General features: G+C 37.8%; 28 protein-coding genes. 2 read left to right on the top strand and 26 right to left on the bottom strand.

Going from position 1 to position 22,821, the window contains the following annotated elements; translation table 11 throughout:
• Window positions 1-146: 146 nt before the first annotated feature.
• The 3 genes from LBC_RS03870 to LBC_RS03860 all read right to left on the bottom strand — a co-directional run bounded on the left by LBC_RS03870 (window position 147) and on the right by LBC_RS03860 (window position 1,168).
• A complete protein-coding gene (locus LBC_RS03870; protein ID WP_221254792.1) occupies window positions 147-563 on the bottom strand; it encodes a DUF5675 family protein in 417 nt (138 codons plus the stop codon).
• 106 nt (window positions 564-669) lie between these two features.
• On the bottom strand, window positions 670-990 hold the full coding sequence (locus LBC_RS03865; protein ID WP_221254791.1) for a phage holin family protein: 321 nt from the start codon (window positions 988-990) through the stop codon (window positions 670-672).
• Complete coding sequence (locus LBC_RS03860; protein ID WP_221254790.1) at window positions 977-1,168, bottom strand: hypothetical protein; 192 nt, start codon at window positions 1,166-1,168, stop codon at window positions 977-979. Before LBC_RS03860 ends, LBC_RS03865 begins: the two co-directional genes overlap by 14 nt.
• A gap of 50 nt (window positions 1,169-1,218) precedes the next feature.
• Here LBC_RS03860 and LBC_RS03855 point away from each other — a divergent pair, with 50 nt between their 5' ends.
• Window positions 1,219-1,467 carry a hypothetical protein gene (locus tag LBC_RS03855; RefSeq protein ID WP_221254789.1) on the top strand — a complete coding sequence of 83 codons (249 nt, stop codon included), beginning with the start codon at window positions 1,219-1,221 and terminating at the stop codon, window positions 1,465-1,467.
• 124 nt (window positions 1,468-1,591) lie between these two features.
• Here the strand turns inward: LBC_RS03855 and LBC_RS03850 are convergent, their stop codons facing one another.
• The 21 genes from LBC_RS03850 to LBC_RS03750 all read right to left on the bottom strand — a co-directional run bounded on the left by LBC_RS03850 (window position 1,592) and on the right by LBC_RS03750 (window position 20,871).
• Complete coding sequence (locus LBC_RS03850; protein ID WP_221254788.1) at window positions 1,592-2,035, bottom strand: DUF1353 domain-containing protein; 444 nt, start codon at window positions 2,033-2,035, stop codon at window positions 1,592-1,594.
• Window positions 2,028-2,612 (bottom strand): DUF4376 domain-containing protein, encoded by a 585-nt coding sequence (locus LBC_RS03845; protein WP_221254787.1) that lies wholly within the window; start codon window positions 2,610-2,612, stop codon window positions 2,028-2,030. Before LBC_RS03845 ends, LBC_RS03850 begins: the two co-directional genes overlap by 8 nt.
• 3 nt (window positions 2,613-2,615) lie before the next feature.
• Window positions 2,616-3,335 carry a hypothetical protein gene (locus LBC_RS03840; protein WP_221254786.1) on the bottom strand — a complete coding sequence of 240 codons (720 nt, stop codon included), beginning with the start codon at window positions 3,333-3,335 and terminating at the stop codon, window positions 2,616-2,618.
• Window positions 3,335-3,997, bottom strand: coding sequence for a hypothetical protein (locus LBC_RS03835; protein WP_221254785.1), 663 nt, complete (start codon window positions 3,995-3,997; stop codon window positions 3,335-3,337). The genes LBC_RS03840 and LBC_RS03835 overlap by 1 nt, the downstream gene beginning before the upstream one ends.
• Entirely contained in the window at window positions 3,997-4,941 is a 945-nt protein-coding gene (locus LBC_RS03830) for a hypothetical protein (protein ID WP_221254784.1), read from the bottom strand. Before LBC_RS03830 ends, LBC_RS03835 begins: the two co-directional genes overlap by 1 nt.
• Window positions 4,938-10,610: a phage tail tape measure C-terminal domain-containing protein gene (locus LBC_RS03825; protein ID WP_221254783.1), complete on the bottom strand. Its 5,673-nt coding sequence runs from the start codon at window positions 10,608-10,610 to the stop codon at window positions 4,938-4,940. The genes LBC_RS03830 and LBC_RS03825 overlap by 4 nt, the downstream gene beginning before the upstream one ends.
• 191 nt (window positions 10,611-10,801) lie before the next feature.
• On the bottom strand, window positions 10,802-11,083 hold the full coding sequence (locus LBC_RS03820; protein WP_221254782.1) for a DUF1799 domain-containing protein: 282 nt from the start codon (window positions 11,081-11,083) through the stop codon (window positions 10,802-10,804).
• A gap of 50 nt (window positions 11,084-11,133) precedes the next feature.
• The gene (locus LBC_RS03815) at window positions 11,134-11,499 is read right to left on the bottom strand and encodes a hypothetical protein (RefSeq protein ID WP_221254781.1); all 366 of its coding nucleotides are present in this window, start codon (window positions 11,497-11,499) and stop codon (window positions 11,134-11,136) included.
• A gap of 13 nt (window positions 11,500-11,512) precedes the next feature.
• A complete protein-coding gene (locus LBC_RS03810) occupies window positions 11,513-12,502 on the bottom strand; it encodes a phage tail tube protein (RefSeq protein WP_221254780.1) in 990 nt (329 codons plus the stop codon).
• Window positions 12,502-13,005 carry a hypothetical protein gene (locus LBC_RS03805; protein ID WP_221254779.1) on the bottom strand — a complete coding sequence of 168 codons (504 nt, stop codon included), beginning with the start codon at window positions 13,003-13,005 and terminating at the stop codon, window positions 12,502-12,504. The genes LBC_RS03810 and LBC_RS03805 overlap by 1 nt, the downstream gene beginning before the upstream one ends.
• 6 nt (window positions 13,006-13,011) lie before the next feature.
• Window positions 13,012-13,323 carry a DUF2190 family protein gene (locus tag LBC_RS03800; protein ID WP_221254778.1) on the bottom strand — a complete coding sequence of 104 codons (312 nt, stop codon included), beginning with the start codon at window positions 13,321-13,323 and terminating at the stop codon, window positions 13,012-13,014.
• 12 nt (window positions 13,324-13,335) lie between these two features.
• Window positions 13,336-15,453, bottom strand: coding sequence for a S49 family peptidase (locus LBC_RS03795; RefSeq protein ID WP_221254777.1), 2,118 nt, complete (start codon window positions 15,451-15,453; stop codon window positions 13,336-13,338).
• Window positions 15,446-16,915 carry a phage portal protein gene (locus LBC_RS03790; protein ID WP_221254776.1) on the bottom strand — a complete coding sequence of 490 codons (1,470 nt, stop codon included), beginning with the start codon at window positions 16,913-16,915 and terminating at the stop codon, window positions 15,446-15,448. The genes LBC_RS03795 and LBC_RS03790 overlap by 8 nt, the downstream gene beginning before the upstream one ends.
• Window positions 16,908-17,543, bottom strand: coding sequence for a hypothetical protein (locus LBC_RS03785; RefSeq protein WP_221254775.1), 636 nt, complete (start codon window positions 17,541-17,543; stop codon window positions 16,908-16,910). Before LBC_RS03785 ends, LBC_RS03790 begins: the two co-directional genes overlap by 8 nt.
• Window positions 17,543-17,884, bottom strand: coding sequence for a hypothetical protein (locus tag LBC_RS03780; RefSeq protein ID WP_221254774.1), 342 nt, complete (start codon window positions 17,882-17,884; stop codon window positions 17,543-17,545). The genes LBC_RS03785 and LBC_RS03780 overlap by 1 nt, the downstream gene beginning before the upstream one ends.
• Window positions 17,885-17,887: 3 nt before the next feature.
• Window positions 17,888-18,337, bottom strand: a complete 450-nt coding sequence (locus LBC_RS03775) for a hypothetical protein (RefSeq protein WP_221254773.1) — start codon at window positions 18,335-18,337, stop codon at window positions 17,888-17,890.
• Between the two features lie 947 nt (window positions 18,338-19,284).
• Complete coding sequence (locus LBC_RS03770) at window positions 19,285-19,428, bottom strand: hypothetical protein (RefSeq protein ID WP_221254772.1); 144 nt, start codon at window positions 19,426-19,428, stop codon at window positions 19,285-19,287.
• Window positions 19,425-19,622 (bottom strand): hypothetical protein, encoded by a 198-nt coding sequence (locus LBC_RS03765; protein WP_221254771.1) that lies wholly within the window; start codon window positions 19,620-19,622, stop codon window positions 19,425-19,427. Before LBC_RS03765 ends, LBC_RS03770 begins: the two co-directional genes overlap by 4 nt.
• Window positions 19,623-19,649: 27 nt before the next feature.
• Complete coding sequence (locus LBC_RS03760; protein ID WP_221254770.1) at window positions 19,650-19,844, bottom strand: hypothetical protein; 195 nt, start codon at window positions 19,842-19,844, stop codon at window positions 19,650-19,652.
• A 182-nt stretch (window positions 19,845-20,026) separates the two neighbouring features.
• Entirely contained in the window at window positions 20,027-20,272 is a 246-nt protein-coding gene (locus tag LBC_RS03755) for a hypothetical protein (protein WP_221254769.1), read from the bottom strand.
• Between the two features lie 200 nt (window positions 20,273-20,472).
• Window positions 20,473-20,871 carry a hypothetical protein gene (locus tag LBC_RS03750; RefSeq protein ID WP_221254768.1) on the bottom strand — a complete coding sequence of 133 codons (399 nt, stop codon included), beginning with the start codon at window positions 20,869-20,871 and terminating at the stop codon, window positions 20,473-20,475.
• Window positions 20,872-21,296: 425 nt separating this feature from the next.
• On the opposite strand from LBC_RS03750, the gene LBC_RS03745 reads away from it, so the two are divergent.
• Window positions 21,297-22,082 (top strand): hypothetical protein, encoded by a 786-nt coding sequence (locus tag LBC_RS03745; protein ID WP_221254767.1) that lies wholly within the window; start codon window positions 21,297-21,299, stop codon window positions 22,080-22,082.
• A 122-nt stretch (window positions 22,083-22,204) separates the two neighbouring features.
• Here the strand turns inward: LBC_RS03745 and LBC_RS03740 are convergent, their stop codons facing one another.
• Together LBC_RS03740 and LBC_RS03735 are read right to left on the bottom strand one after the other, a co-directional pair.
• Window positions 22,205-22,492 (bottom strand): helix-turn-helix transcriptional regulator, encoded by a 288-nt coding sequence (locus tag LBC_RS03740; protein ID WP_221254766.1) that lies wholly within the window; start codon window positions 22,490-22,492, stop codon window positions 22,205-22,207.
• The gene (locus tag LBC_RS03735) at window positions 22,476-22,802 is read right to left on the bottom strand and encodes a type II toxin-antitoxin system RelE/ParE family toxin (protein ID WP_221254765.1); all 327 of its coding nucleotides are present in this window, start codon (window positions 22,800-22,802) and stop codon (window positions 22,476-22,478) included. The genes LBC_RS03740 and LBC_RS03735 overlap by 17 nt, the downstream gene beginning before the upstream one ends.
• Window positions 22,803-22,821 lie beyond the last annotated feature (19 nt).

Here is a 22,821-nt window from a genome sequence, read left to right as displayed (position 1 = left end):
AATTAAAAAACCTATAAAAACAGTGTCTCTATCCCATAAAATGGCACTTTGTAAAGCATTTAGACATTACAATAAATTATTTACAATTTGCCAATTTTGGCACAAATTTGACACAATTTGGCACAAAAATGGCACAGTTTTTATCTCTATGTAAAGCTATTCTCCACCACAACCACCCCATCTTGTTTATGCATTAAAGCAAGCAGGCGATTTAGCATAGCCTTTGAGTTAAATACCCCAGCATTGTTGTAGCTCTCTCCTACTAGCACGCAGCCAGTCGTGTCCTTTGGATAGTTGCCTGCGTGGATTAGGATTTGCCTTGATTTTGGCACCAATGCACTGCTAAGACGTGGCAATCTGCGCTTAAACTTTGGGCTATTGTGCCAGTCTATACTGTACTCTCCTGCTGGTATTCGCCTATCCTTACCTGCTTTGGTAGTATCATCTCCAGCTGGTTCAAGCGTATAACCCTCTAGCCATACGTTGCCCTTATCATCAAGTAGTTTAAATTTGCCTATCGTACCGTCGTCAATCTCTTTAAATCTAGTTATTGTTAGTTTCATGTTAAACCTTTCTCTCCCCACCCCTAATCCTAATAAAAACACTCATATAATATCCCCCAAGTGCTATTAAAAATGCGCTTATTGCTACTTCTATTAAATCCATAGCCTAGCCTTTCATACCCTTGCTAAATAGTGCCTCATAAAGGCTAAGTGCTTTTGTCCCCATATGAGCTGATACCCCTATGTATACAGCCATTAGGCTATCTGGTACATTTGCATATACGCAAATATAATAAGTAAGCATTCCGATAAAGCCACTTATTACAATATCAGCTGCAAATAAAATCCAGCTTCCCTCTTTTTTAAGCTCATCATTGCCACTTGCACCCTGCAGGCGTCTTACCCTTCTAGTAATGCCAGCAAATGCCGAAATAGAAAAGACCCATAAAAAGGTAAGCAGCTTGTCAATTATCTCATTTAGCGGCATTTTTATCCTTTCTACTTTGTTTAATCACAGCCTTTGTGCTACCATATACCACTCCGATACCACGATAAATTCGCTCCGCTTTTTGGATATCATCAAGCTTATAATTATGCTTAGAAATTGCTCCAACGCAGCCTGTAAAAACAATAGCCAAAATGGCTAAAAATAGACATTTAAACAATTTTAACTCCTTTAAGATGATTAAAAACATAGTTTTGATATGATTTTGGAATGATTATTAGAAATGATAAGTTAAGTAATGAATTTATAAAAGAACGCCTAAGTATTCTTAGAGTATGGCTCGGTGCTGAAATAATCTCTTGCTTTGGGGTTATTGGCTGGACTTTTGCAAATTTTGAAAAGCTAGGCTGGGGCAAGCTATCTTTTTGTGCGCTCGGGCTTATGTTTTTGGCTCGCTCCTTGCACCATAGCTGGAGTGAATGCGAATATTTATTAAGTGTTTTAAGGGGACGAGAATGACTATTCCTCAGTTTTTGGGCGCAGTGCTTATTATCTGCACACTTTATTTTATCGATAAGCTTAAGAGTAAAAGCCGTAAAAATCTCTATGGAGATAAGACTTTTTAAGCTTTTTGCCACCTGCTTCATAGCTCACCCCTTTCTGGGGTAAAGGTCTCCCTTTTTTTATCTCCCCAAGCAATAAAGCCAAATGCCCTTACTGCATAATACATCGAATAAGCCCTAATCTTTCCTACCTTATCGCTTATCATAGCTTTTAGAAAAATCTCATCAGCCTCGGCACGGCTAGTCATCTTTGTAGCATACAGCCAATCATGCAAGCAGCTAGCCCTATCATAGCGTGCTCCACTTTTAGGGAATAAATTTGTTAGGGCTTTTGGTACGCTAGCAAAGTCAAAGATAAAGCCTTTTTTAACTGTGATTATGCAGGCTTTTAAATTTGGTACGCTAGGGCTTGTATATACCTTTTTCTTTTTGTCTTGGTAGTATTCAAACACCAAAGGCGATAATGTCTGCCAGCAGTTATTTACCCCTATTATTCGTCTAATATCTAGGTCGGTTTTAAACATCTAACTCTCCTTTATCTAGCTTTATCTCACTTATCTCACTCGGCAAGCTTGCCATCTCAAGCTTAGCACAAGCAAGTGCAAAGGCGTTAAACATCTTTTGCTTTCTGTCTATGTAGCCATCTCTTATAGCCTCTAGCTCCTCTTTATTTAGCTTTGATACTGAATTATCAGCCATTATCCACGCTAATTTCCCCTCGCTTGCAAGCCTATTAAAGGCTAGTATGGCACCCTCAATATTGCGTAAATCATCTCCACTTGCAACTTGGACGTTATTTAGTGGCTCTGAGATTGCCGCGTCGCGTTCTAGCTTTAGCTCCTCACGCTTTAGCTTTTTTGCTTCTTTTATATCTATTGGAATAACCCTATAGGATATATTATAATATTCATCTGTTTGCGTTCTTATCTCCTTTATTTGTTCGTATTTGCCTATGTTTTCAGGTCTTTTTTCTTTGATGACCTTTTTAAAACCAAGCCTTAAAAGCTCATCGTGGCTTAGAAATTTGACATATTTTAAGCCATCTTGTGTTTGTATAAGTTCATCATAGACTATAGTATCTGTATGCGTGTTATAAAACATTTTTTACTCCATTATTAATTTATCAAGCGGAAAAATCACAATATTAGCCCTGCTTAGTTCTCTAAATTCAAAGTAATATTTAAACCAAACTATCCCAATATACTTAAAATCTCTTATCTTTTTAAAAGGTAACCCCCTAGCATAAAAAACATCTGCATATTTCACTCCTTCCTCAGCATTTTCGTTTATGTAGTTTGTAAAATCCAGCCTAACTTCCCAATCTTGCACGGCATTATCAATATCTACGCTAAAAATCACATTGCCGTTATCAGCAACCAAGCAAATCCGCCAATATCTTGCATCTTTGCTATTAAATCCATTTGGTACATCGCTTCCGCCTTCTGCTTTATCTAGGTTTATAAAAATATTATTGTTAAAGACTAGCGTGTTTGGGTTTGTCGTGTTTTGTCTTAGTAATTTTGATAGATTTTTTATAGTATTAAAAGCACCAGTTGTTGTGTTAAAGCCTCTCCAGATACCTGTGCGTCCTGCGTCAAATATCCACCGCCTTGTTATAATGGCTTTTGCATTATTTACGCTTACCTTTTCCCTAAAAGCATTAAAATCCATACTCCCCCAGCTATATTCATCTGCTAGAAAAAACCACTTAATATCCTCAGCGTCAGCTTCTTGATTTTGCCAGTATAATTTTATATCATTTAAAAAGCTTCGGATACCGTGGCGTTTGTTTTTATCTTCTAAGCAAAAAACGTGAAAAGACATCAGCCCACCTTTAAAATGATTTCATCTTGACTTATAACGTAATATAAAAGCAATGTTTCGCCCACAAGATATGAGAATGTTTGATTATTTGGCGCGAGTTTGATATTGCTAGCATACCCGCTAATTTTATTGCCAGCATTTATTATTAATATGCCGTTTGCGCCAGGTCTTACACTGCTAAAGCTAAGCTGTGAGATTGAGCTTAGAGTAACTTTAAAGTTTCTACCAAGGGATAGGTCTATAGTAGGTGAGTTTGTATCTACTAGCACATTTGCTAAATTTATCGCTTCAAGAACCTTAGAAGTTTCTAAAATAGGGGCTTTGTTTAATGCCTCTCCTCCCCTGCTTAATAAAGTCTCAAGCTCTGTTTTTAAGGTGCTTAATCTATCAAGCCTGCCGTCTTGCTCTAAGGTGCTAATTATCTCCTTTATCTCTCTTAAGCGTTCGTTTAAGGTATTGCTTAATCCAAGTATCTGATTTGCTTTTGTGCTTACTGTGGTTTCGCTATTTTTTGCTTCTATCTTAGCGCGTTCTACTTGACTTGCTAATGAGTTTGCTTCAGTTGCAAAGGTAGGCAAAGCTGCTATAAATGCGTTTGCCCTCTCCTCAAAGTGAGGTAAATCACTTAGACTTGGTGGGGTTGGTAGTCTTGTAATTGACATTAAATTACTCCTTCAAAACTTAAGTTTAATTCGCTTGTTTGAGAGTTTGATACAGTGATATTAAACTCCTTTATAAAGCCGTGCAAGCTTAGGCTTTTTATGCCCTCATCTCTTTCATCTGCTACAAGCGTTACAAGCTCCCCGCAAGCATCTCTTAGTGTCTCTTTTACTTCATCGACTAGCTCAGTGTAAACTACAGCCTTTATATCAAGCAGTGTGGCGGTTTTGCCTTTGGCTAGTGTGATATTGCCCCAGTCATCCTTTTTCTTGCGTGAGTAATCAAGCACGCTAATTCGTGGCTCATAAAGGCAATGCCCTATATCAATACCCTTTCCTATGCTTAAATGTCCCAGTGCTGCGCCGTTTGAGTTTGGATATATAGATATTAAAAACCTACCTTTAATAGGTGGCAAGCTTATACTGATGTCTTTTTTATAGCTTAAAAAGGTATTTATTGTAAAAAAATCAAGCCAACTTTTGGCTCTCCTAGCTCTTAGCGGTATCTCTTTTATTTTTATTTCGTTTTGGAAAATGCTTACGCTTTCGCCAATTATGTTTAGCAGGTTTACTCTATCTATAAAATTTTTATCAGTATCAACATCGATTATAAGCGCATTAGTGCTTTTTGAGCTAATAGTTTGAGAGTTGATTAGCTCATCTTGAAATTTATTAGCGTTGCTTGCTCCCATATCAATTAACGCAGTGGCATTTGCTTCAGAGTTTGGCTCGGTTGTGAGCGAGCTTATGTCTCTTGTGGCTTGATAAAGCCTGCCCTTATATACTATCCTATCATCTTTTCTTACTTGCATTCCGCTAGAATATGGCGTTGCGTTATCCGCATCTGCACCACGAGCAAAAGCTGTAGCGTAATTTATTTGATACTTCCCAAAAATCTTAGCGAAGGGTTTTATTGTTGGGTTTATTAAATTTCTAATTAGCTTCATATCGCTGCCCTTTCCATTAATAGCGCACTGCCATCAAGATTTGTAACGTTTTTAATCATGGCATTTAGGGTTTGTAGGTATTTTGCGCTATCCTCAAAGCTTCTATCAAGCTTTTGGGTTTTTAAATTAAGCGCCCTAAGCTCAGCTAGCATCGCGCTAAACGCTCCACCTGCATCAATCTTTAATCCAGCTCCATTTTTTAGAGGTATTACAGCCTCAGCATATCCAGCCTCGCCTATTAAAGCCCTAGTTGGTCGAGTTACGATACCACCGTCTGCAAATGGCTTAAAGCCGTACGTCTTATTCCACTCATCAAGGCTCATACCAGCTTTTTGTAAATTTAAATCGCCTGCGTATTTAATATGCCCAGCTGCAGTCTTTGCGTCCCAGCCACCAGCTAGCATATCTCGCCTCCAGTGATTAAGCCCATCTTGTTCTACGCTTCTACCAAAAAGCTCAAGGTAGATTTTATTTATAGTCCTATCTGTTTCATCTTTTAATACAGCACCGTTTGCGGTTGTAGTTGTAGCTGGCTTTGATACATAAGCTGGTAGGTCAGGGATTGTAATGTTAGGTAGCGTTATCTCGGTTTTACTGCCTTTTAAAATTGCGGAAGTTTGATTTTCAAGCGCACTTATCATAGCCTTTAAATAGCCAACTAATGGGTTTTTCTCTCCAAGAAGCCTTTTAATCTCATCTGCTTCAGTATTTGCCTGGGCTATTAGGCTTTTTTGCAGGGCTATTAGGCTATCCATGTTTTGGTTTGCGTCTTTATTTGCATTAGCAAGCTGCATTTCAAGACGATTAATGCTTAGCTTAATAGCCATAATATCAGCCCCACCGCCAATATCCTCAATCTCGTTAGCTATTTTAAATACACCTAGCTTGTACTCCTCATATGTGGCTGAGCTTATCTTTAGCTGGGCTTCTCTTGCGCTAGCTGCAGCTTGCAAATCAGCATATGCCCTACTATCTGTTTCTGCGTTTTTATAAGCCGCTTTAGCTGCGATTAAAGCCTCATTATAGCCAAGTGCAAGCACCGCATTATCTGCTTGCCCTCTTAATGTACGAGCCATATCTTTTAGCCTATTTAGCACGCTGTATTGTCTGTTTAGTATATCAAGTGATGCGCTTAGATTATCTTTAAATTTCTGTGCGCTTTGGGCTAGCTTTGCGTTTGCTATTTGCTGGCTTACCTGCTTTAGACTATCAAGGGCTGGAGTACTAAGCGCACCGTTTTTAATACTTGCATTATACTCATTAATTGCGCCCATTAGCTCTTTTTTAAGCTCGCTCTCTCCTTCACCTAACCAGTCTTGAAGCTCATCATAATTAAAGCGTGAGATAAATTTATTCCAAGCATTAATGCTACTAATCCCACCATTTTCATTTAAAAATCGTCTCTCGCCACCGCTTAAGCTAAAATTTACAAGCTTTGAAAGCTCATTTACCTTGCTTGCGCTACTCATTAGGTTAAATGTGCCTGTATTTAGCCCACTGTTTGAATAAAAATTGCTAGCCAGGCTTGCAACTTGGCTTTTAAACTCAATTAGGGCTTTTGTATAATCAAGCTGCGCCTTTTTTGCAGCCTCAAGCGCATTTTTAGCCTCCTCCCAAGCATTTATCGTATCTGGGGTAAAGTTATTTTGAATAGCTTCTAAATACCGCTTTTTAAAATCAAATAAATCAACGCTAAAAGCCTCAGTTGCATCCTTAAAAAACTCAGGCGCAACTGATTTAAATAGCTTATTAGCTTCAGCTAGCTCGTTTAAGGCAACTTTAGCTGGGTTATTTTGAGCCAGAGCTTTAAGTTCGTGCAGGCTTTTTTTAACAGTCGTGGCATACTCTGCAAAGGTTTCAAAAAGCTCTTTTTTATGAATTTCTGCCTCTTTTTTAAAGACCTCATAATGATAATGTCCCACTCCCCAGCGTGGTACAGCTTCGCCTGTGATTGCCTCAAGCGCTCCCATTGTAAGACCTTCATTTATTAAGCCATTGCCACCATAGTTTGCTCTTAAAATTCTAATACTATCACTCTTTGCAAAGCTATCAATTAATAAGCTTGTGGATTTTAGGGCTTTATTTACTGCACTTACCTTATAATCATCTATTCTGTTATAATCGCTTTTTGTGCTTGTACCATACCAGCTTTTCTTTTTCTGCTCCGTCCAGTTATAAAGTGCTGCACCGCTAATTTTGCCATTATCATAAACTAAATCCTCCTCGCCGCGTACAGCTATTCCTTGCTGGCTTATTTTCCAGCTTCCGATTGCCCCACCTACTAATGCACCAATTGCAGCTAACGCCCAGCCTACATATGGAATGCTAGAAAGTGCAGCAATGCTACCACCAATTGCCCCACCTATCATTCCACCTGTACTTGCCTTAGTTTGCGCCCCAAATGCCAAATCACCAATTGCACCAATAGCTCCACCAACTCCAGCACCAGCCATAGCGCTTCCTGCGATTACACCCGAGGCAAGTACGCCAGAACCCACTCCACCTTCGGCTAAAATACTTCCAGCTAATCCACTTTGCCCTGTTATAAATGACCCAGCACCTGCACCCATACCAATACTAAATGCCCCAGTGTTGGCAAAACCATTTGCAATTAAAAACTCCCCAGCACTGTGAAACGGTGCAGCAACCGCACTGCCAGCTGCTGCTAATCCGCCTTGATAAGCAGAGTATGCGGTTTTTGCTGCGTTTATGGCACTTAGTCCGTCCATTGCCTTGCCAAATATGCTGGTATTTGCACCCTTTAGTGCGTCAGCCCCTTTTAAAACATCTCCAGCCGCGCTAATTTCAACTTCACTATCGCCTATTTTACCGCTAAAGCCACCACCCTGAGCCGCCTTTAGCCCCAAAGCCATTGCTGTATTAGCTAGGCTTTCATTTTCTCCGCCAAATATTCCGCCTAAGAAATTTCCAATTGCTCCAGTTAGTGGCTGGGTTAGGTTTTGCCTGATTAGGGTGTTTGCAATATCACGAAATACGCTTTTACCAAGCTCGCCTAGTTTTAAAAAGCCATCACTTCCAAAATCAAAAAATCGCTCAAGATTACTCTCAAGACTAGATATGCCCTTACTAGCTAGCTCAAAGCCTTTTTCTGCTGCATTTGGTAGGTCTTTTTGGTATTGTTTTAGGGTGTAAGAGAGGGCTTTGGTGTAGGAGTTTTGCGATTTGATGAAGTCTTTTTCAAATTCGGCTTTTTTCTTTTTGGCTTGCTCGTAGAATTTATCTCTAGCAACAGTTAAAATTTTAAATCGTTCAATCTCACTCAAAAAATTATTATTGCCAAGCGTCTCTTTAAGCTCGGCTAGTTTTAGCTGCCACGCTTCCTCAGTCCTACCTATGTCCTCTAGGGTTTTAATTTTTGTTTCTAGCTCTTTTTGTGCTTTTTCTTTAGCTCTTTCAGCCTCTCTTTTTTCACGTGCTTCTTTTTGCTTTTGTTTATTCTCTATTGTTTCAGCTTCTCGTTTATCTCGCTCTAGTTTTTCTTGTGATAGCTGATTTAAATTTGATTTTGCATTTTTAATTGCGCTTTCAATATTTTTTATGACTTCGGCGTCTCCAGCGTTACTGCGCAGATTATCAAGAGTTTGACTTAAGAGCTTTATTTCATCTTTTTTAGTCTTTATTTTGGCTTCTAACTTATCAGAAATAATAGGGGTGGAGTTGTTTGATATGGCGTTTTGCACGGATGCTGATAAGCTTGTAATCGCCCTTAAGTACTCCTGAGTAGCGACGCTTGTTTTCTTTGCTTGCTTCTCTTGAGACTTTAAGTTCTCATTGATATTTGAATTTTCTGCTATGGCTGCGCTAGCCTTAAAAATTTCTTGCTCCAATATCTTTGCCTGAGCTTGCAACTCTTTAACTTTGTTGCCGTTTACATATTCGCCAAAATTACCACCAAGACCGTAGCCAGTAGTATTTACGCTAAAGTTCTGTGCATTAGCTATCTCTTTTTGAATTTGCTCTAATTCGGTTTGCTTTTGTGTAAGTCCCTTTTTTAAATTTAGTACAATATTCTCTCTAGCTTCGGCATTGAGTTTTTTAAAATTTTCCGTGCTTATATTAAGTGCATCAGAAAAATCTCTAGTGGCTTTAGCACTATCAGAAAAATAATTATAAATCGAATATGCCGCCCCGCCAGCAGCTAGAGCAATAAGACCAGCCCAACCAGCACGTAAAGTAGCCATAGCAGCACCAGCGCCTATGATACCAGCCCTAAGTGCTGCTATTGCTGCACTTAGCCTTGTAACTAAAGCAATAACACCATTAAGTGCCATAAAGCCACCAACAGCGTAGGCTATTGCTGCACCCCACTGTCTTAAATATTCAATTACAGCTTTAATTGCGCCCAATAAATCTGTGCTTATAAAATCTGCTACTTTTTTAAGTCCAGACGTAACTTCTGCTTCATTATCCCCTAGCCATTGATAAAGGGCTAGTATCTCTTTTTTAAAATTTTCAAATGCTCCGCTTGTGGCTTCAAGCCTTATGTTATCCATTCTGTCTTTTAACCTAGCAAGAGCTCTATCAAATGTTTCAATACTCTTTAGTGCATCAACAGCAGCAAGTTTTTTATTAAGATATTCATAAAGTCCGCCAGCACTCTCTTTTGCCTTTCGTATCTCATCATTTGTAATATGAAGCATTTTAGCTATACGAGAGTTTATGTCAATAGTCCCCTCAAGTATTGAGCGTATCTCCTCATTGACTTGCACCATAGGCATACCGATAGCACTGGCAAAATTTGACATCTTTTGGGCTATGTCTATGGTATTTTTAATCTGCTCGCTTATATCCTTACCCATACTAGCACCAGCACCAAGTGCACCACCTATTGCTTGTTGAAATATTGCAGTAAGTTCAGGAAAAGTTGCAGCTGTTTCAATAGCAGCTTTTTTAATCTGCTTGATAGTTTGTTCTGATAGCTTCATAGAGGCGTTAAAATGTCTGCTTAGGTCTGTATTACCATTAGCCATTCTTGTATTAGCAGTAATTAACGCAGCAATACCAGCTGTTTGATTTTCTATCTGTCTATGAAGCTCAATCCCGCTTCCTAGCGTGGCATCGTAAGCTTTTTTAAGTCCGTAGATAGAAACTACTAAAGTTTCAACCTGCCTTATATGGCGAATTAAAGAGTTGATATTTGAATTTCTTATGGCGGTAGCTTTTTGCAAAATAACATTTGCTCTGTTTTGGCTTTTGCTATTTTCATCTGTAGCTTTAGTATTTTTTTTGATATTTTCTATCTCAAGCGAAACAGATTTGGCTGCGTCTTGCTTGTATCTAAGTGCTCTACGGTAGCGTTTTTCATAAAGCCCTATTGTATTGCTTAGTTCGGCTTGAATTTGCTTTTGAATTTGTTTTTGCTCTCTTAGGGCACTATTTTGTTCTTTGACGCTAGCATTTTGTTTTTTTAGCTCATTGCTTTTTTGCCTTGCTAAAGCCAACTGAGACTGTAGGTCAGTTATGCTTTCTACTCCAGTATCAAACTTGCCATCAAGGATTAGCCCTTTTGCGCTTTTAAGTTGGCGTATGCGCTCGTAGTTACGCTGAGCAACTTTATCAAATTTTTCTAACTGCTCTTGAGCTTTTTTAAGAGCAGGGGTTAGTTCGTCGTTAGCTTGCATTTTGATAATTACACTAGCATTTGACACTTTAACCCCCTAAAATAAGATATTTTTAAAAGATTTTAGAGATTTTTTATGGGGAATTAAATGAAAATAAGCTTTTTTTGGTAAAAATTTATTGAGAAATTGCATTAAAAATTAACCACAGCAAAAGAATAAAGCCAGCCATCAAAAAGTGCATAGACTTAAGCAAGCTAAAATAACTTATTACGCTAGCTTTATTCTTTGGTACTCATTTTTTCATTGTGCCAATTGATGATAAAGCGTTCAATTTCTTGCAAGACTAAAAAATTAAACTCATCAAGGTCAAATTTAAATATTTTAGCGGTGTTAAATACAGCCCCATAGTCAAGTCCGACTAAAGCCATTCCGCTAAAACCTGAAACAACTCTCCATTGAGTTTTGACGCTTTGGTAAAAGTCCAAAACGTCTTTTAGATACTTTGGCAGGTATGGAGGTAAAAGCTCACTAGGGATTTCTAGGTTAAGACCTAAAAACACCTCAATATCTTTTTGCAAGCTCTCATCATACTGCCATTTTAAAAACTCAACTACTTTTTTGCTGCTATCGCCTTAGCGTCAAAAGTGCCAAGCAAAACCTTATGAGCTAATATTTGCATTTCGGCAAAGTTCATCTCATCAAATGCTTCCGCTTTTATTCCACGTCCAATAAGTAGTTTTTCTATAAAATCGACTATCTTTTCAGGCTCGCTGTCTATGTTGCGAAGATTAAATTTGCCCTCAAACGCCTTTATCTCTTTAAATTTAAGTGGATATGCCACATCGGAAAGCTCTTGCGGAAGCTCATATTCAAATACATTTTTTACAAACTCCGCTCTTTCTTTATTAAACTCCATTATGAGTTCGGTTGAAATTTGCCCTAAATCTTGTTGGTTTTGCTCTATTTTCTTATTCATATTTTCCTCCTAATTAATAACTTGCCACTTTATTTGTTAAAACGACTTTTAATTTTGCGTCCGTTGAGCCACTTTTTACGCCATTAAATTTCATATCAAGCGGATACTTGCCACCATAGCTTCTAGCACTATCATCGACTGCAAACTGGGCTTGAGCGATAATAAACTCAGCTTCATTGCTGCCATCACTAAAGACTAGGCGCACTTTTATTTGTTCTTGATTTTTAGCCTTTTTATAAAACTCGCCATCAAAGATTGAGCTAAGTTGCCCTGTTAGGTCAAACTTGCTATCCTCTACCATTGCGCCAGCTGAGAGTACCCTAATGGCTTCTGTGCCCCTATCAAGACTCAGATTAAACTCTTTGGCTAGCTTGTAGAAGTTGCCATCATCGCCAACATAAAGCTTTACGTGGTCGTTTTTCATTCTTGTACTATCTAGCACGACTTTTGAGCTATCATCAAGCTTTTGCATTGATTGATTACTTAAGTTATCCTCACCAGTTGCGCCGATGAAATTTATCTCAACATCATAATCACTATCTGGACTTGCGCTTATGCTTAATGTATTTACCCTAAGCCCATTAAATTTTTTAATCAAATCTTTATCTGTGCCACTTTTATTACACTGTACACTTAATAAATCCTGTACCACCACGCTTGGTATACATTCGGTTGATTTAAAAGTATGCTTAAAAAACCCAGGCTTGGAGCTTGTTAAGTCCTCTGTGTGCGGCTCGCCTAGAGCTGCTTTTAAAATAACTCCAAGCTGCTCGTAATAAAGTGGCATTTTAATGCTTCCGCCAACTTCATCATATGTCTTGTAAAGTTCACCGCCACTGTCAATATCGCCACCTATGACGTTATCTGTCTTAGTTTGCATATTAGCAACTATGCCATTTTCATTTACTGAAATCTGATAGGGCTTTGGGGTAGCTGGGTTTATCCCAAATTTACCCTTATCCTCAAAATCCAGTAAAACCTGTTTAATTTTTGGTGTAGCCATTACTGTTCTCCTTGTGTGTAACTTAGCCTTAGCTGTCTATCCCCAATTACTTTTGGTAGTGAAAAATTAATAATTATCGTGCCAGAATAAAGTGGGAAATAGGCTATTTCATCGTGGTAAAAACTCACTTCGCTTGTATCTATGTTTGTTTGACAATTTATAGCTTTTTCTATGGTGGCTGCAATAAGATTACCAAGTGCTTCTATTTGATAAATTCCCTCATATCGTAGTACTCCATCATTGCCTAGTTTTGGCTCTTTGCCCCCTTTTAGGGCTAGCTTTAGCAAAAACTCATACTCAAAATCGCTTTGAGCTCCTAAGTTTTTTACAACTGGCTCTAAGATTAAAATAGGCATTTCATCATCTTGTGGGGCGTTATTTACATCTACCCCAACTAAAAGCAGCAAAGATGTATTAAAATGCTCTTTGCAATACTCATCTATCTCTTTATTAGCTAAAATTACCTTTAGCATAAACTCTGCAAGCTCTGTGTTTGATACCATTTTTACCTACTTTGTGTTTATCTTTACCTCTACGGTGGACGCTCCAACCTGTACCACTCTGCCGATAAATTTATTCCCACTTGCTGTGTTTGTGATACTTTTCTCAGCTACCTTATAATATGCTTTATCACCAACTTTAAGGCTAGCTCCGCTATCTTTTTTAAACTCAAAGCTACCCTCAACCCCATATGCAATAAGCTCGTTTGCTTCTGCGTCATTAAGCGCAACCATTGCAAAATCTCCGTCTTTTAGCACAATATCGTTTTTCTTTACAGCACTATCGTGCGCCATTTGAATAGTTTCTGATTTTCTTAGCATATTATCTCCCTTTTAAGCTTTGCCTTTGGATTTTAAAACACCTTGATAATTTGCTGCATACACAACAAAATCAAGTACGCCCTCATACACAAGCCCATCGACTAAAGATTTATCTTTTAGCTCAATAATAGGCTTAGCTCCACCATTTTGTCTTAAATAGCCAAGACAAATTTGCTCTTTAGCAAACAAATACCAAGCTTCAGGCTCGCTTAGTGCTGGGTCGGTTATGATTGAATACGCGCCTTGATAGATATTTTTAACGCCTGAGTTTTTGTTGGCTTCAAGCGTAGCTGAACTTACCATAAGCTCTGTTGCCACATCAACAAGCTCAGGTGGGACTATTAGAAGTTTTGGGTGTATGCTAATATCCTCTCCCCACTCATCTTTTTGCCTGCTCATTGCTATTCTAGCACTTGAAAGAGCCTCTTTGCTTAGTGCGGACTTTGCCCCATCTATTACGTTTTTATGATTTGTTTTATCAAATAAAGCGTGTCCGTCTTTTAGGGTAAAATTAGCATATTTGCCCCTTTGTTGGATAAAATCATATACGCACTTATTTATAAATTTATCCGCACTTTTTGCAAACTTTTGTACCATACCTACAAACGCTCCCAAATCATCATTTACTAGCATTTGACGAGTTATGTTAAACTTAGCTCCATAGCTTTCAACCCTAGAGCCCCTTGTACTCTCACTTAGACTAAAGCTTCTTGTCTCGCCACCCTCAACTAGCGGATTATCCCATACATTAGCTGGTACATCTTGCATTTGTACGCTAGTATACTCCCTAAAATCTGGATGCGCTACCTCTTTAACTAGCGAGCGGTATGTTGTCTCCGCCTTACTAAAGCCGTCCTCAAGTACACGAGATAGTGAACTTTTTAAAAGCACTGGAAAATCAGACGTAGTCATAGCAGACATAAAATCGCTATCACTGTTTAAATATCCAAGCCCACTATTATGCGCTAGCATAGCTTTTAGACTACCGCTATTTGCTAGACGATACGCTTGATTGCTAGCATTTGGTGCGTCATTGCCTACCATTAAAGCCACTGCGTCTATTACATCTTGTTTTTTTGCTTCTTTGCCTAGGTCATCCCCAACTATAACCTGACTAAACGCAACTGGTGCTTTAGCTTTTGCCTGTTTTTGTAAGATAAAATCTTTTATTGCCTGTGCGCTTACTGTCTCATCTTTGGCAAATGCTTCGTGCTCGTCATCGCTTAAGAGGGTTCTATACTCGCTTAGGGCTTTAAACTTATCAAGCTCTATGCTTGCTTTTTGACTATTTTGGGTGATGTCTGCTACGCTTTTTTCTGCTTTTAAAGGCAATACGGCTTCAGCCGTTTGCATCGCTTGTTTATCCATATTTACTCCTTTAATAAAATCATCTAAACTTCCAAGGGCATTAATAAACCCATACTTATACGCCTGCTCTCCTGTAATTGTGCCACCTTGATTAAATTTGCTTACCACGTCCTCCTTGCTTATTTTTAAATTCTTGCTAACTGCACTAATAAAAATATCAGCCGCTGCGTCAAGTTCAACTCTTAAAATTGCCTCGCCCTCGTCAGTAGCTAGGTCTGGTCTTTTATTTGGGCTTAGTGTATTTGCTATCTCTTTGGCGTTTATACCTAGGTTTTTAAAAAAACCCTTGGCGTCAAAAATAGCGCTAGCTACACCGATGCTTCCAAGTCTTGATGAGCGTTCAGCGTATATTTTCCCACAAGAGCTAGCAAGCCAAAAAGCAGCAGAGGCGGCGTAGCCTTTTACAAATGCACTCACTTTATCTTTATTCTGTGCCACATAATCACAAAGGTCGGTAATTCCATTTACCACTCCGCCGCCACTATCAATCACAAGTAACACTTCTGCGCCGCTATCAATGGCTTGTTTGATATTCTCTTTTAAAGTCTGTGTGCTAATGCCGTATCCAAGCTTTGTAAAAGCATTTTCATACCGAAACATCATTCCGCTTACTGGTAGTATTATCTGCTCTTTTGTGCTTTGGTATCTGCTTTGCGGTCTTGCGCTTAGATTTGAATTAAAATTTATACTCAAAAATGAAAGCAAACTCTCTTTGCTAATAGCAAGTGGAGCTAACAGTTCATCGCCTAATTCATTATTCATTATCGTCCTCCTTATCATTAGTATTGACTATTAATTTGGCGTTATTAAATCTGCTTAGTCCAAGGCTCTCTGCAAAATCTTTTTCAATTGCTATTTGCTTTAGTCCCTCTCTCCAGTCAAGCCCACGCCTTGCGTAAATTTCTGAAAGAGTTGTCGTGTTGTATTCTAGTTCTGTGGCAATCGCCTTGCTCTCTTTTAATGGGTCTACCCACTCCCTTCGTGGCGGGTAGAGTAAAATAGCAGACGCTTTTATCTGATTTTTTAGCTCTAAGAATTTTTGATAGCTTAGATATTTAAAGCTTCCTTTTAATGCTTCAAATTCAAGCCAACGCATAAAAATAGGGCGGTAAAAATTTCTTGAAAAATGCAATAAATCATCATCAAAAAGCTTATAATCTTGTAGTAGGCTCATCCTGCCACCTGAGTAATTAACTCTAGAAAAATCCCTGCTAGCTAGCTCATAGCTAACACCCCTGCCAGACGCTATTAGTCTTAAAACCGCTTCTACAAATACACCAAAATTATCATCAGCAATTTTAGGGTCAAGCACTTCAAGGGTATCCGTTGGGCGCAGGTTTTGGACGAATATGCCATTGATTACTTCAATTGGCTTTTCGGATAAATTTCTTAGCATCTCTGGGTTTTGTCTTTTAAGTACATAAGCGATATTAGCCCTGCTTCTAGCACCCTCGATAGTTGAGCGCATAAAAGCAGCAAAGTTTTTAAGGTCAATAATAGTCTGTTTATATTCGCTTACACCCCTAATTTGGCTAAATCTATTATCTTTTTTAAAATAATAAATTGCGTCCCTAGCTGGTATTTTGACGCTTGAGCTTATCTTTTTATTATTTTTGCCTGCTATTTTTATTTTTTCAAATGCTCCGTCGCTTATGTGATAGGCTACATTTTTGCCAAATTTATCAATCTCTATGCCATCATAAAAGCCGCCGTTTGTCATTTCAACGTATCCAAGTGCAAATCTATCTACTTCTATGGGCTGTATTTTTAGCTCTTTCCCACCAAAACCAACATCAACAATGGGTAGATAAAATAGGCACTCGCCATCCATAAAGCGATTTTTTAGAGCAATTTTACATAGCTCATCAAAATGCACCGAGCCTGTAATATCTAGCTCATCTTTTGCCACTTCCCAAGCTAGCTCTATTTCTGAGTTTAATCTTTCTACACTATCGTCTGTGGTTTCGCTTCCTAGTTTAAATTGAAATTTAAGCCCACCGCCTATTACATTGGCGACTATTGTGCGGTCTATGTTTGAGATTATTGGATTATTTTCGTGTAACCATCTAGCCCTAGCTCGCAAAGTATCACGCTCAGAAAAAGCCACATCTTCAAATGGACTGGCGGCATTTATAAAATCTCTATTTGCAAGTGTAAATCGTCCACCCTCATAAAAGCTTGCGCTTTGGCTTGCTTCGTGGCTAAGTGTTAAATCTTTACCCATTAAACGCCCTTGTAATAGTGTCTTTAAAAATTCTTTTCATATCGCTACTACTTTGATTAAAAACTGGGGATATGACAGTCCTTGCGCTTCTTGTAATGTAGCCTTTTTTGGCAGCTCTACCCCAGCCACTGCGTCTAAAGAGCCTAATTTGCATTTGACTAAGCTTTTGTTTTCCTCCAGCTTCTAAATCTTGAGCTATCTTTTTAAGCCCAGCTATACCTTTTATTCTCGAGCCTTTGCCGACAATTTCGCCATTTCTGTATAGAGTGGGAGTAAATGATTTTGTATCAAAAAAACCAACTAAAAGCTTATGATTTGCGTCATATACCCTAAATCTAGCGAGCTCTCCCATATCGGGTTGTGATTTATTGTTTTTATGGCTTAGTCTTGAAAAGGCTATTTTTTTATCTCCGTCGTCTTGACTAGACAGCAGCACACGACCATTTTTGTTGCCAACTCCAGTATTTAGCTCGCCGTATGAGCGTGTTTTTGTGGCTATGTTTTTACGCACAGCTGCCCCAACCTTACCTAAAGCCTCGTTAGCCCAGTTTGGGGATTTTTGTATTAACTCATCAAGCTTTTTAAGTGCTGGGTCTTTTAAAATTGTGATAAAAACGGAGCTAGCCATTATCTAAACCTACCTGTGCTATGTACGCCGCTAAATCGCCTATTTAGCTCTAGGCTTAGCCTAAAATATGCGCCTCTTTTTGCGTACTGCATAACCCTATACTCATTTGTATCGCAAATTATTGTGTCATAAATTTCAGGATTAAAATCTAGCTTTACATATGCGACTGCGGTATCAACTAAAGTGCGCCGCTCATCATCATCTTGATTAAATTTAGCTAGGTCAAACACGCACTTAATCTGTATCTGTTCGTTTGTTTTAAAGCGGATGTAGATTGCGTCTTGAGATAGCTCATCAAGCTCTAAAATGATGTTAAAATCATCTTTTACTTGGGCTAGCATTTTTTATCTTTCGAATGAGATGAATGTTTTTTTGACTGCTGGTGGAGCACTAAGTGGGTCATAATCAGCACCTAGGTCTTGAATTTGTTCTATTAAATAACGCTCCCTAGCTTGCAGGTCTCTTAATCTATTTTTAACAATCTCTTGTTCGCCTATTTTGTAACTTGCGATATTTGTGTTTATTAATTTTTTTATGGCTTGACGGACGTCTATTAGCTGGTCTTTTAGGGTGTAGCTATCTGTTTCATAGCTATTTTGTGGCGTGGCTTCTTTGCTGGTTATTGATTTGGCTAGAGGCTCTGTTTGCTTATTAGGCAAATCTTGTGTTGTAGGCTCTGCTTGCGCTAAACGCTCCTTAGTGTTTGAGATTAAAGAAGCTCCGCGAATAGGTGCAGTAGACTTTACTTCGCCAATTTCTGTGCTAGGTAGGTTATCCGCAAGATTTTCGCCCATTTTCGCCCCTTTTTTGATTTTATAAAAATTGTATATTGTTTTTGTGGGGAATTAAAGTTTTAAAAGCCAAGTAAAGCTTAAGTATATTTGGGTTTTAGGCTTTTTCTTAAAAATAAAATTAATTTAAAGCCTTAGAAAAAACGAATAATTTTTAGGTAAAAATATGGCAGAAAACAGATTTGAATTTGATAAAAAGTTGCTTTAAATTTATTAGTATTTAGCAAGCATAAAATTGCGTTGATTAAAAATAGATTTATTTAAAATATGGGGTACTTTTGCAGACTTTGGAATTTTTACTATTACTACGTAATAGTACTTTTTTTAAAGTCTGCAAAAATTTTAAAATCCTGACAGAGAAAATATTTTTGCGGCACTGACGACCCCTAAGAAGCCCGTTTTTTCAAAGAACCTATTAATTTTTAGACGTAATTATACCTTGTAAAACTGACGCTTTTCTTAACCAACATAATATCAATTTAGTATAATTTTTGATAAAATGTATATTTTAAACTTAAAAAAATAAATTAATTATCCTTTTTTTATACAAAAAATTAGATGTTTTCTTGTCCTGTGTTAAGATGAAATGATAGCACAAATATAATAAACTTGTCCTTGTATGCCGTAGTGCTAGTTTATTTTTGTTGATATTCTTATTAGTAGTTAGGCTTTAGAGAAAATTAAAGAATAAAAAAGGGGCTAGAGATTTCTACCCCTAGCCCCTGAAGTCTTTTATAATAGAGTGGCTTTTAAACCACACCAAAAGCCGCTAAAATTTGCGTTACTCCTAAAAACAATATAACATAAGATATTATCTCAAATATTTCAGCCATTTTATTTCTCCTTTTAATATATTTTCCCTTGTCTCTTTGCTCTGTGTTTGTCTGTATAAATCACATAAGCCAAAGCACACGCCGCCCCGAATGTAAAAACGCACGATATTAACGTCGCTATTTCATCGCCTGCCATTTTCTCCCCCCAAGCACTTTTTTGCCATTTGCTCTTTTATCCTTTATGACAACAAACGCCAACAAGCTCGCCGCAAAAGCTACCCATGCAAAAGACAACACCACAACAAAATCCCAACCGCTCATTTTTCGCCCCCTTTCTCTAGGTAATAAGCCACAAGACTAAAAAGAAAAATCCCCAGCCCACCATTTAACGCCACCAAAAAGGCACCAAGGACAACGCCTGTATCTAGTGCCATTTTTAACACACCACCAGCAAAGAACGCCACTCCAATATTAAATAAAGCGTTTAAGCTTAATTCTTGCCATTTACGTATCATTATTATACCGCCCCCAGCCTTAAACACCTATAACAAACAAGTGGTTTCTCCACTATGATACTTTAACAAATCTGCCACCGAATAAAAAATAATTAAGTAGATATTGTTTGGGTGTCCGTTTGTATTGCCAACTGCTTTGCCGTCTAGGTAGATAATGCTACCATCAACACTAAAACCGCTATCAACTTTTTTAAGTTTTTTAATAATTGTATCTCTTTTCATTTTGTTATCCTTTTAAAATTTAATTTGTGTATAGCCACCCCATTAAGGGGGCTAGCCTTTAAAGCTTACTCAAAGCAATTATTAAGCAAACTAGGGCTAAAATAGCTATACACATTTTTATTTCTCCTTTCTTTAGTCCCCACCATTCCCAACCCACGACTAAAGAAAGGCTTTTTTATCTTTTAAAGCACTTCGCTAACTTTTACACTACGCAAGCAAAACGCCCCATACTCATCGCCAGGATAAATTATTTCCCCTTGTGGCTCACTAGCGTTAATATCAATAAAGCCTATTTTCCCCTTATCACGTCTGCAAGCTTTTTTAAGTAACTTAAACGCCTTATCCATATCAGGGCAAACACCCACCAAATTTAAACTTGAGTGGCTTAGCCAGCTATCGCCAGTATAAACTAAAACTACGCTTTTCATTTTGTTATCCTTTTTAAATTTAATTTGCCTGCGTTGTAGCCCCCTGCAAAACAAGAGGCAACGCCTTAGCCTTTAAAGCTTACTCAAAGCAATTATTAAGGCGATTAGCGTTAAAATTACAACGCAAAGCATTTTTTTAATCTCCTTTCTTAGTTAATCCCCACCCAACCCACCACGGATTAACTAGAAAGGGTTTTATCTTAAAGCCTATCTAAAACAATTTTTTTCCCAAGTGCTTTTAATAACTCCACTTGCCTAATGGCTACGACTTCACTTATTCCGCTACGCTCATAATCAGCCGTGTATTTAAATATGCGCTCAAGCGTAAAATAAATAGCGTCATCAATCTCCATAACTACCCAGCCTAAACGCTCGATTTTCCTAAGCTGGTTTTTGCTAAGCTCGTAAAAAAATGCCTTATCCTTTACAAGGTAAGCCAAAGAAAATTCATACTCTTCGCATTTTGTGTAAAAATCAACATCTGTATAAGTCCAAGCCATTTTAAAAAGGCTATCAAAGGCACTTATAGGCACTTCGGCAAAGTTAAAACTAAACCTTCTATTTATCTCTAAGCACTCATCATATTTTAAACGTCTCATTTTCTATCCTTTCAAGTGAGATTAAATCAATGCAACCCCACCCCCTAATTTTATTTAGAGGGCTAAGTTGTTTCTTATCTTGCTTCTGTTATGATTAAACACAAGATTAAAACAACCCAAAACAGAGTGGATTGCATTTGTTTTAATCTCCTTTCTTATTTATTTCAGTTGCGGGCTGCTTTCCTGCAACTGATACCGAAATTATTCCCCAAAATCGTAATAAAGTCCATAAAACAAAAAATCTTTTTAATGCCGTATTTTTAGGCATTTTAGCTTAAATGGCGATTTTTTAAAAATCCAAAAATGTATAAAAAAGTATTACTGAAATCAAAGGTCAAAAAGCGTTAGTAATGGACGCACATTTTAAAATTTTTTCAGAATATTTAATATAAAATAAATAAATTCAAAAGAATAGGAGAGTTAAAATGAGTATAGATAAAGCAAGCACTATTACACGACGAAGCTTTAAAGGTGTAAGTTTATTTGTCTTTTTGGTTATAGCTTTTACAATAGTTGGTTGCGTTGACGCACCAAGCTATCTTGCTAGCAAAAGGCTTGGTAATTACGCATATCAAAGCTATTATGATACAGAAACGGTTTTTGATAAAAATTATGAAATAAACAAAGAACAAACCGCCTATGTTGGTAATGCCATAATAAAAGTTTCTGAATACACTGAGACGCGCTGGTATAAAAAAGGCTATGTTTTTAATAAACGATTTCATTTAAATATTCCAGAGTTAAACGCAAAATTCCGTATTGATGATGACGACATTTTTCTTAAGGCTGGCGCGATAGACCTAGATAATCAAAGGCTTACGCTTTATACTATACCATACCTAGACCCAATCGCACTTATGGTAGATAAAGATGATAATTTTATTCTAAAAATAGCAGCTGCAGGTAATGAAATCTACGACGCCACAATAGATAAAGCTGACATTAAATTTGAATACAAAAAAGTCCCTAGTAGCACTCGTAAACCAACAAAAACCAAACAATCAAGCTATGAAATAATCTACACTGGCAAAAATGATAACAGTATCACTATGGTGTATAGGGAGTATACTGGAGATGATATGGCACGCCCTGCCTTTTCGCAAAATCTCTTATACAGCCCTAAACAAAAGCAGATTAGATTTAAAGACATAATAATAAATATAATCTCAGCTGATAATGAAAAGATAGTATATAAGGTTGTAGCTGATTAATCTTTAATAAATCCTAGGGAATTTTCATTTTAAAACCCAGTCCCATAGGGTGGCTGACACCCTATGGGATTTTAAATTTATTATCCTGTGTTTCAGGGTGGCTACCACCCTATGTATTAAGTCTACAATGCTATCTTAAGCTCTTTTAGCCCAATCGCTCGTGCATAGCGGATAATGGTATCTAGTTTGGCATTAAACACGCCAGCCTCCAGTCTAGCGACGGCAGATTGTTTTGTCCCCATACGCTGGGCTATTTCAGCCTGAGTTAGTTTGCTCTCATTTCTAGCCTGCTTTAGGCTATCAAGCAGGGCAAACTCCGTTTCTAGCTCGACTTTTGCCTTTTCGTACTCCGCCTTAAAGGCTGGGTCTTTTAGTAGCTTATCCTTAGTCTGTTTAAAGCTTATCATCATTTAGCTCCTTTAGTCTAGCTTTGGCGATTTTTAGCTCATTGCTTGGGATTTTATTGTCCTTTTTAATAAAGGTGCGTAAAATCACTATGCGTGAGCCGATTTGATAACAAAATAGGCTCCTTGCTATGCCCTCTTTGGACTTAATACGTAGTTCAAATAGCCCATCATCCAAAGCTTTGGTATGTGGCTCACCACGCAAGCCAAGCTCAAGCATATCAATCATATACACGCCACGAGCTTTTAAACCATCAGGCAAGCTTAAAAACTCCGCTTCTGCCGTCTCATTTATAAAAGATACTTCAAATTTCATTTTCTTATTATATCGTTTG

Origin of the sequence: Campylobacter sp. 19-13652, assembly GCF_019702925.1 — a bacterium.
Classification (GTDB): Bacteria; Campylobacterota; Campylobacteria; order Campylobacterales; family Campylobacteraceae; genus Campylobacter_A.
Note: the sequence above shows the minus strand (reverse complement) of the source record. Positions and strands in the feature narration are given on the sequence as shown.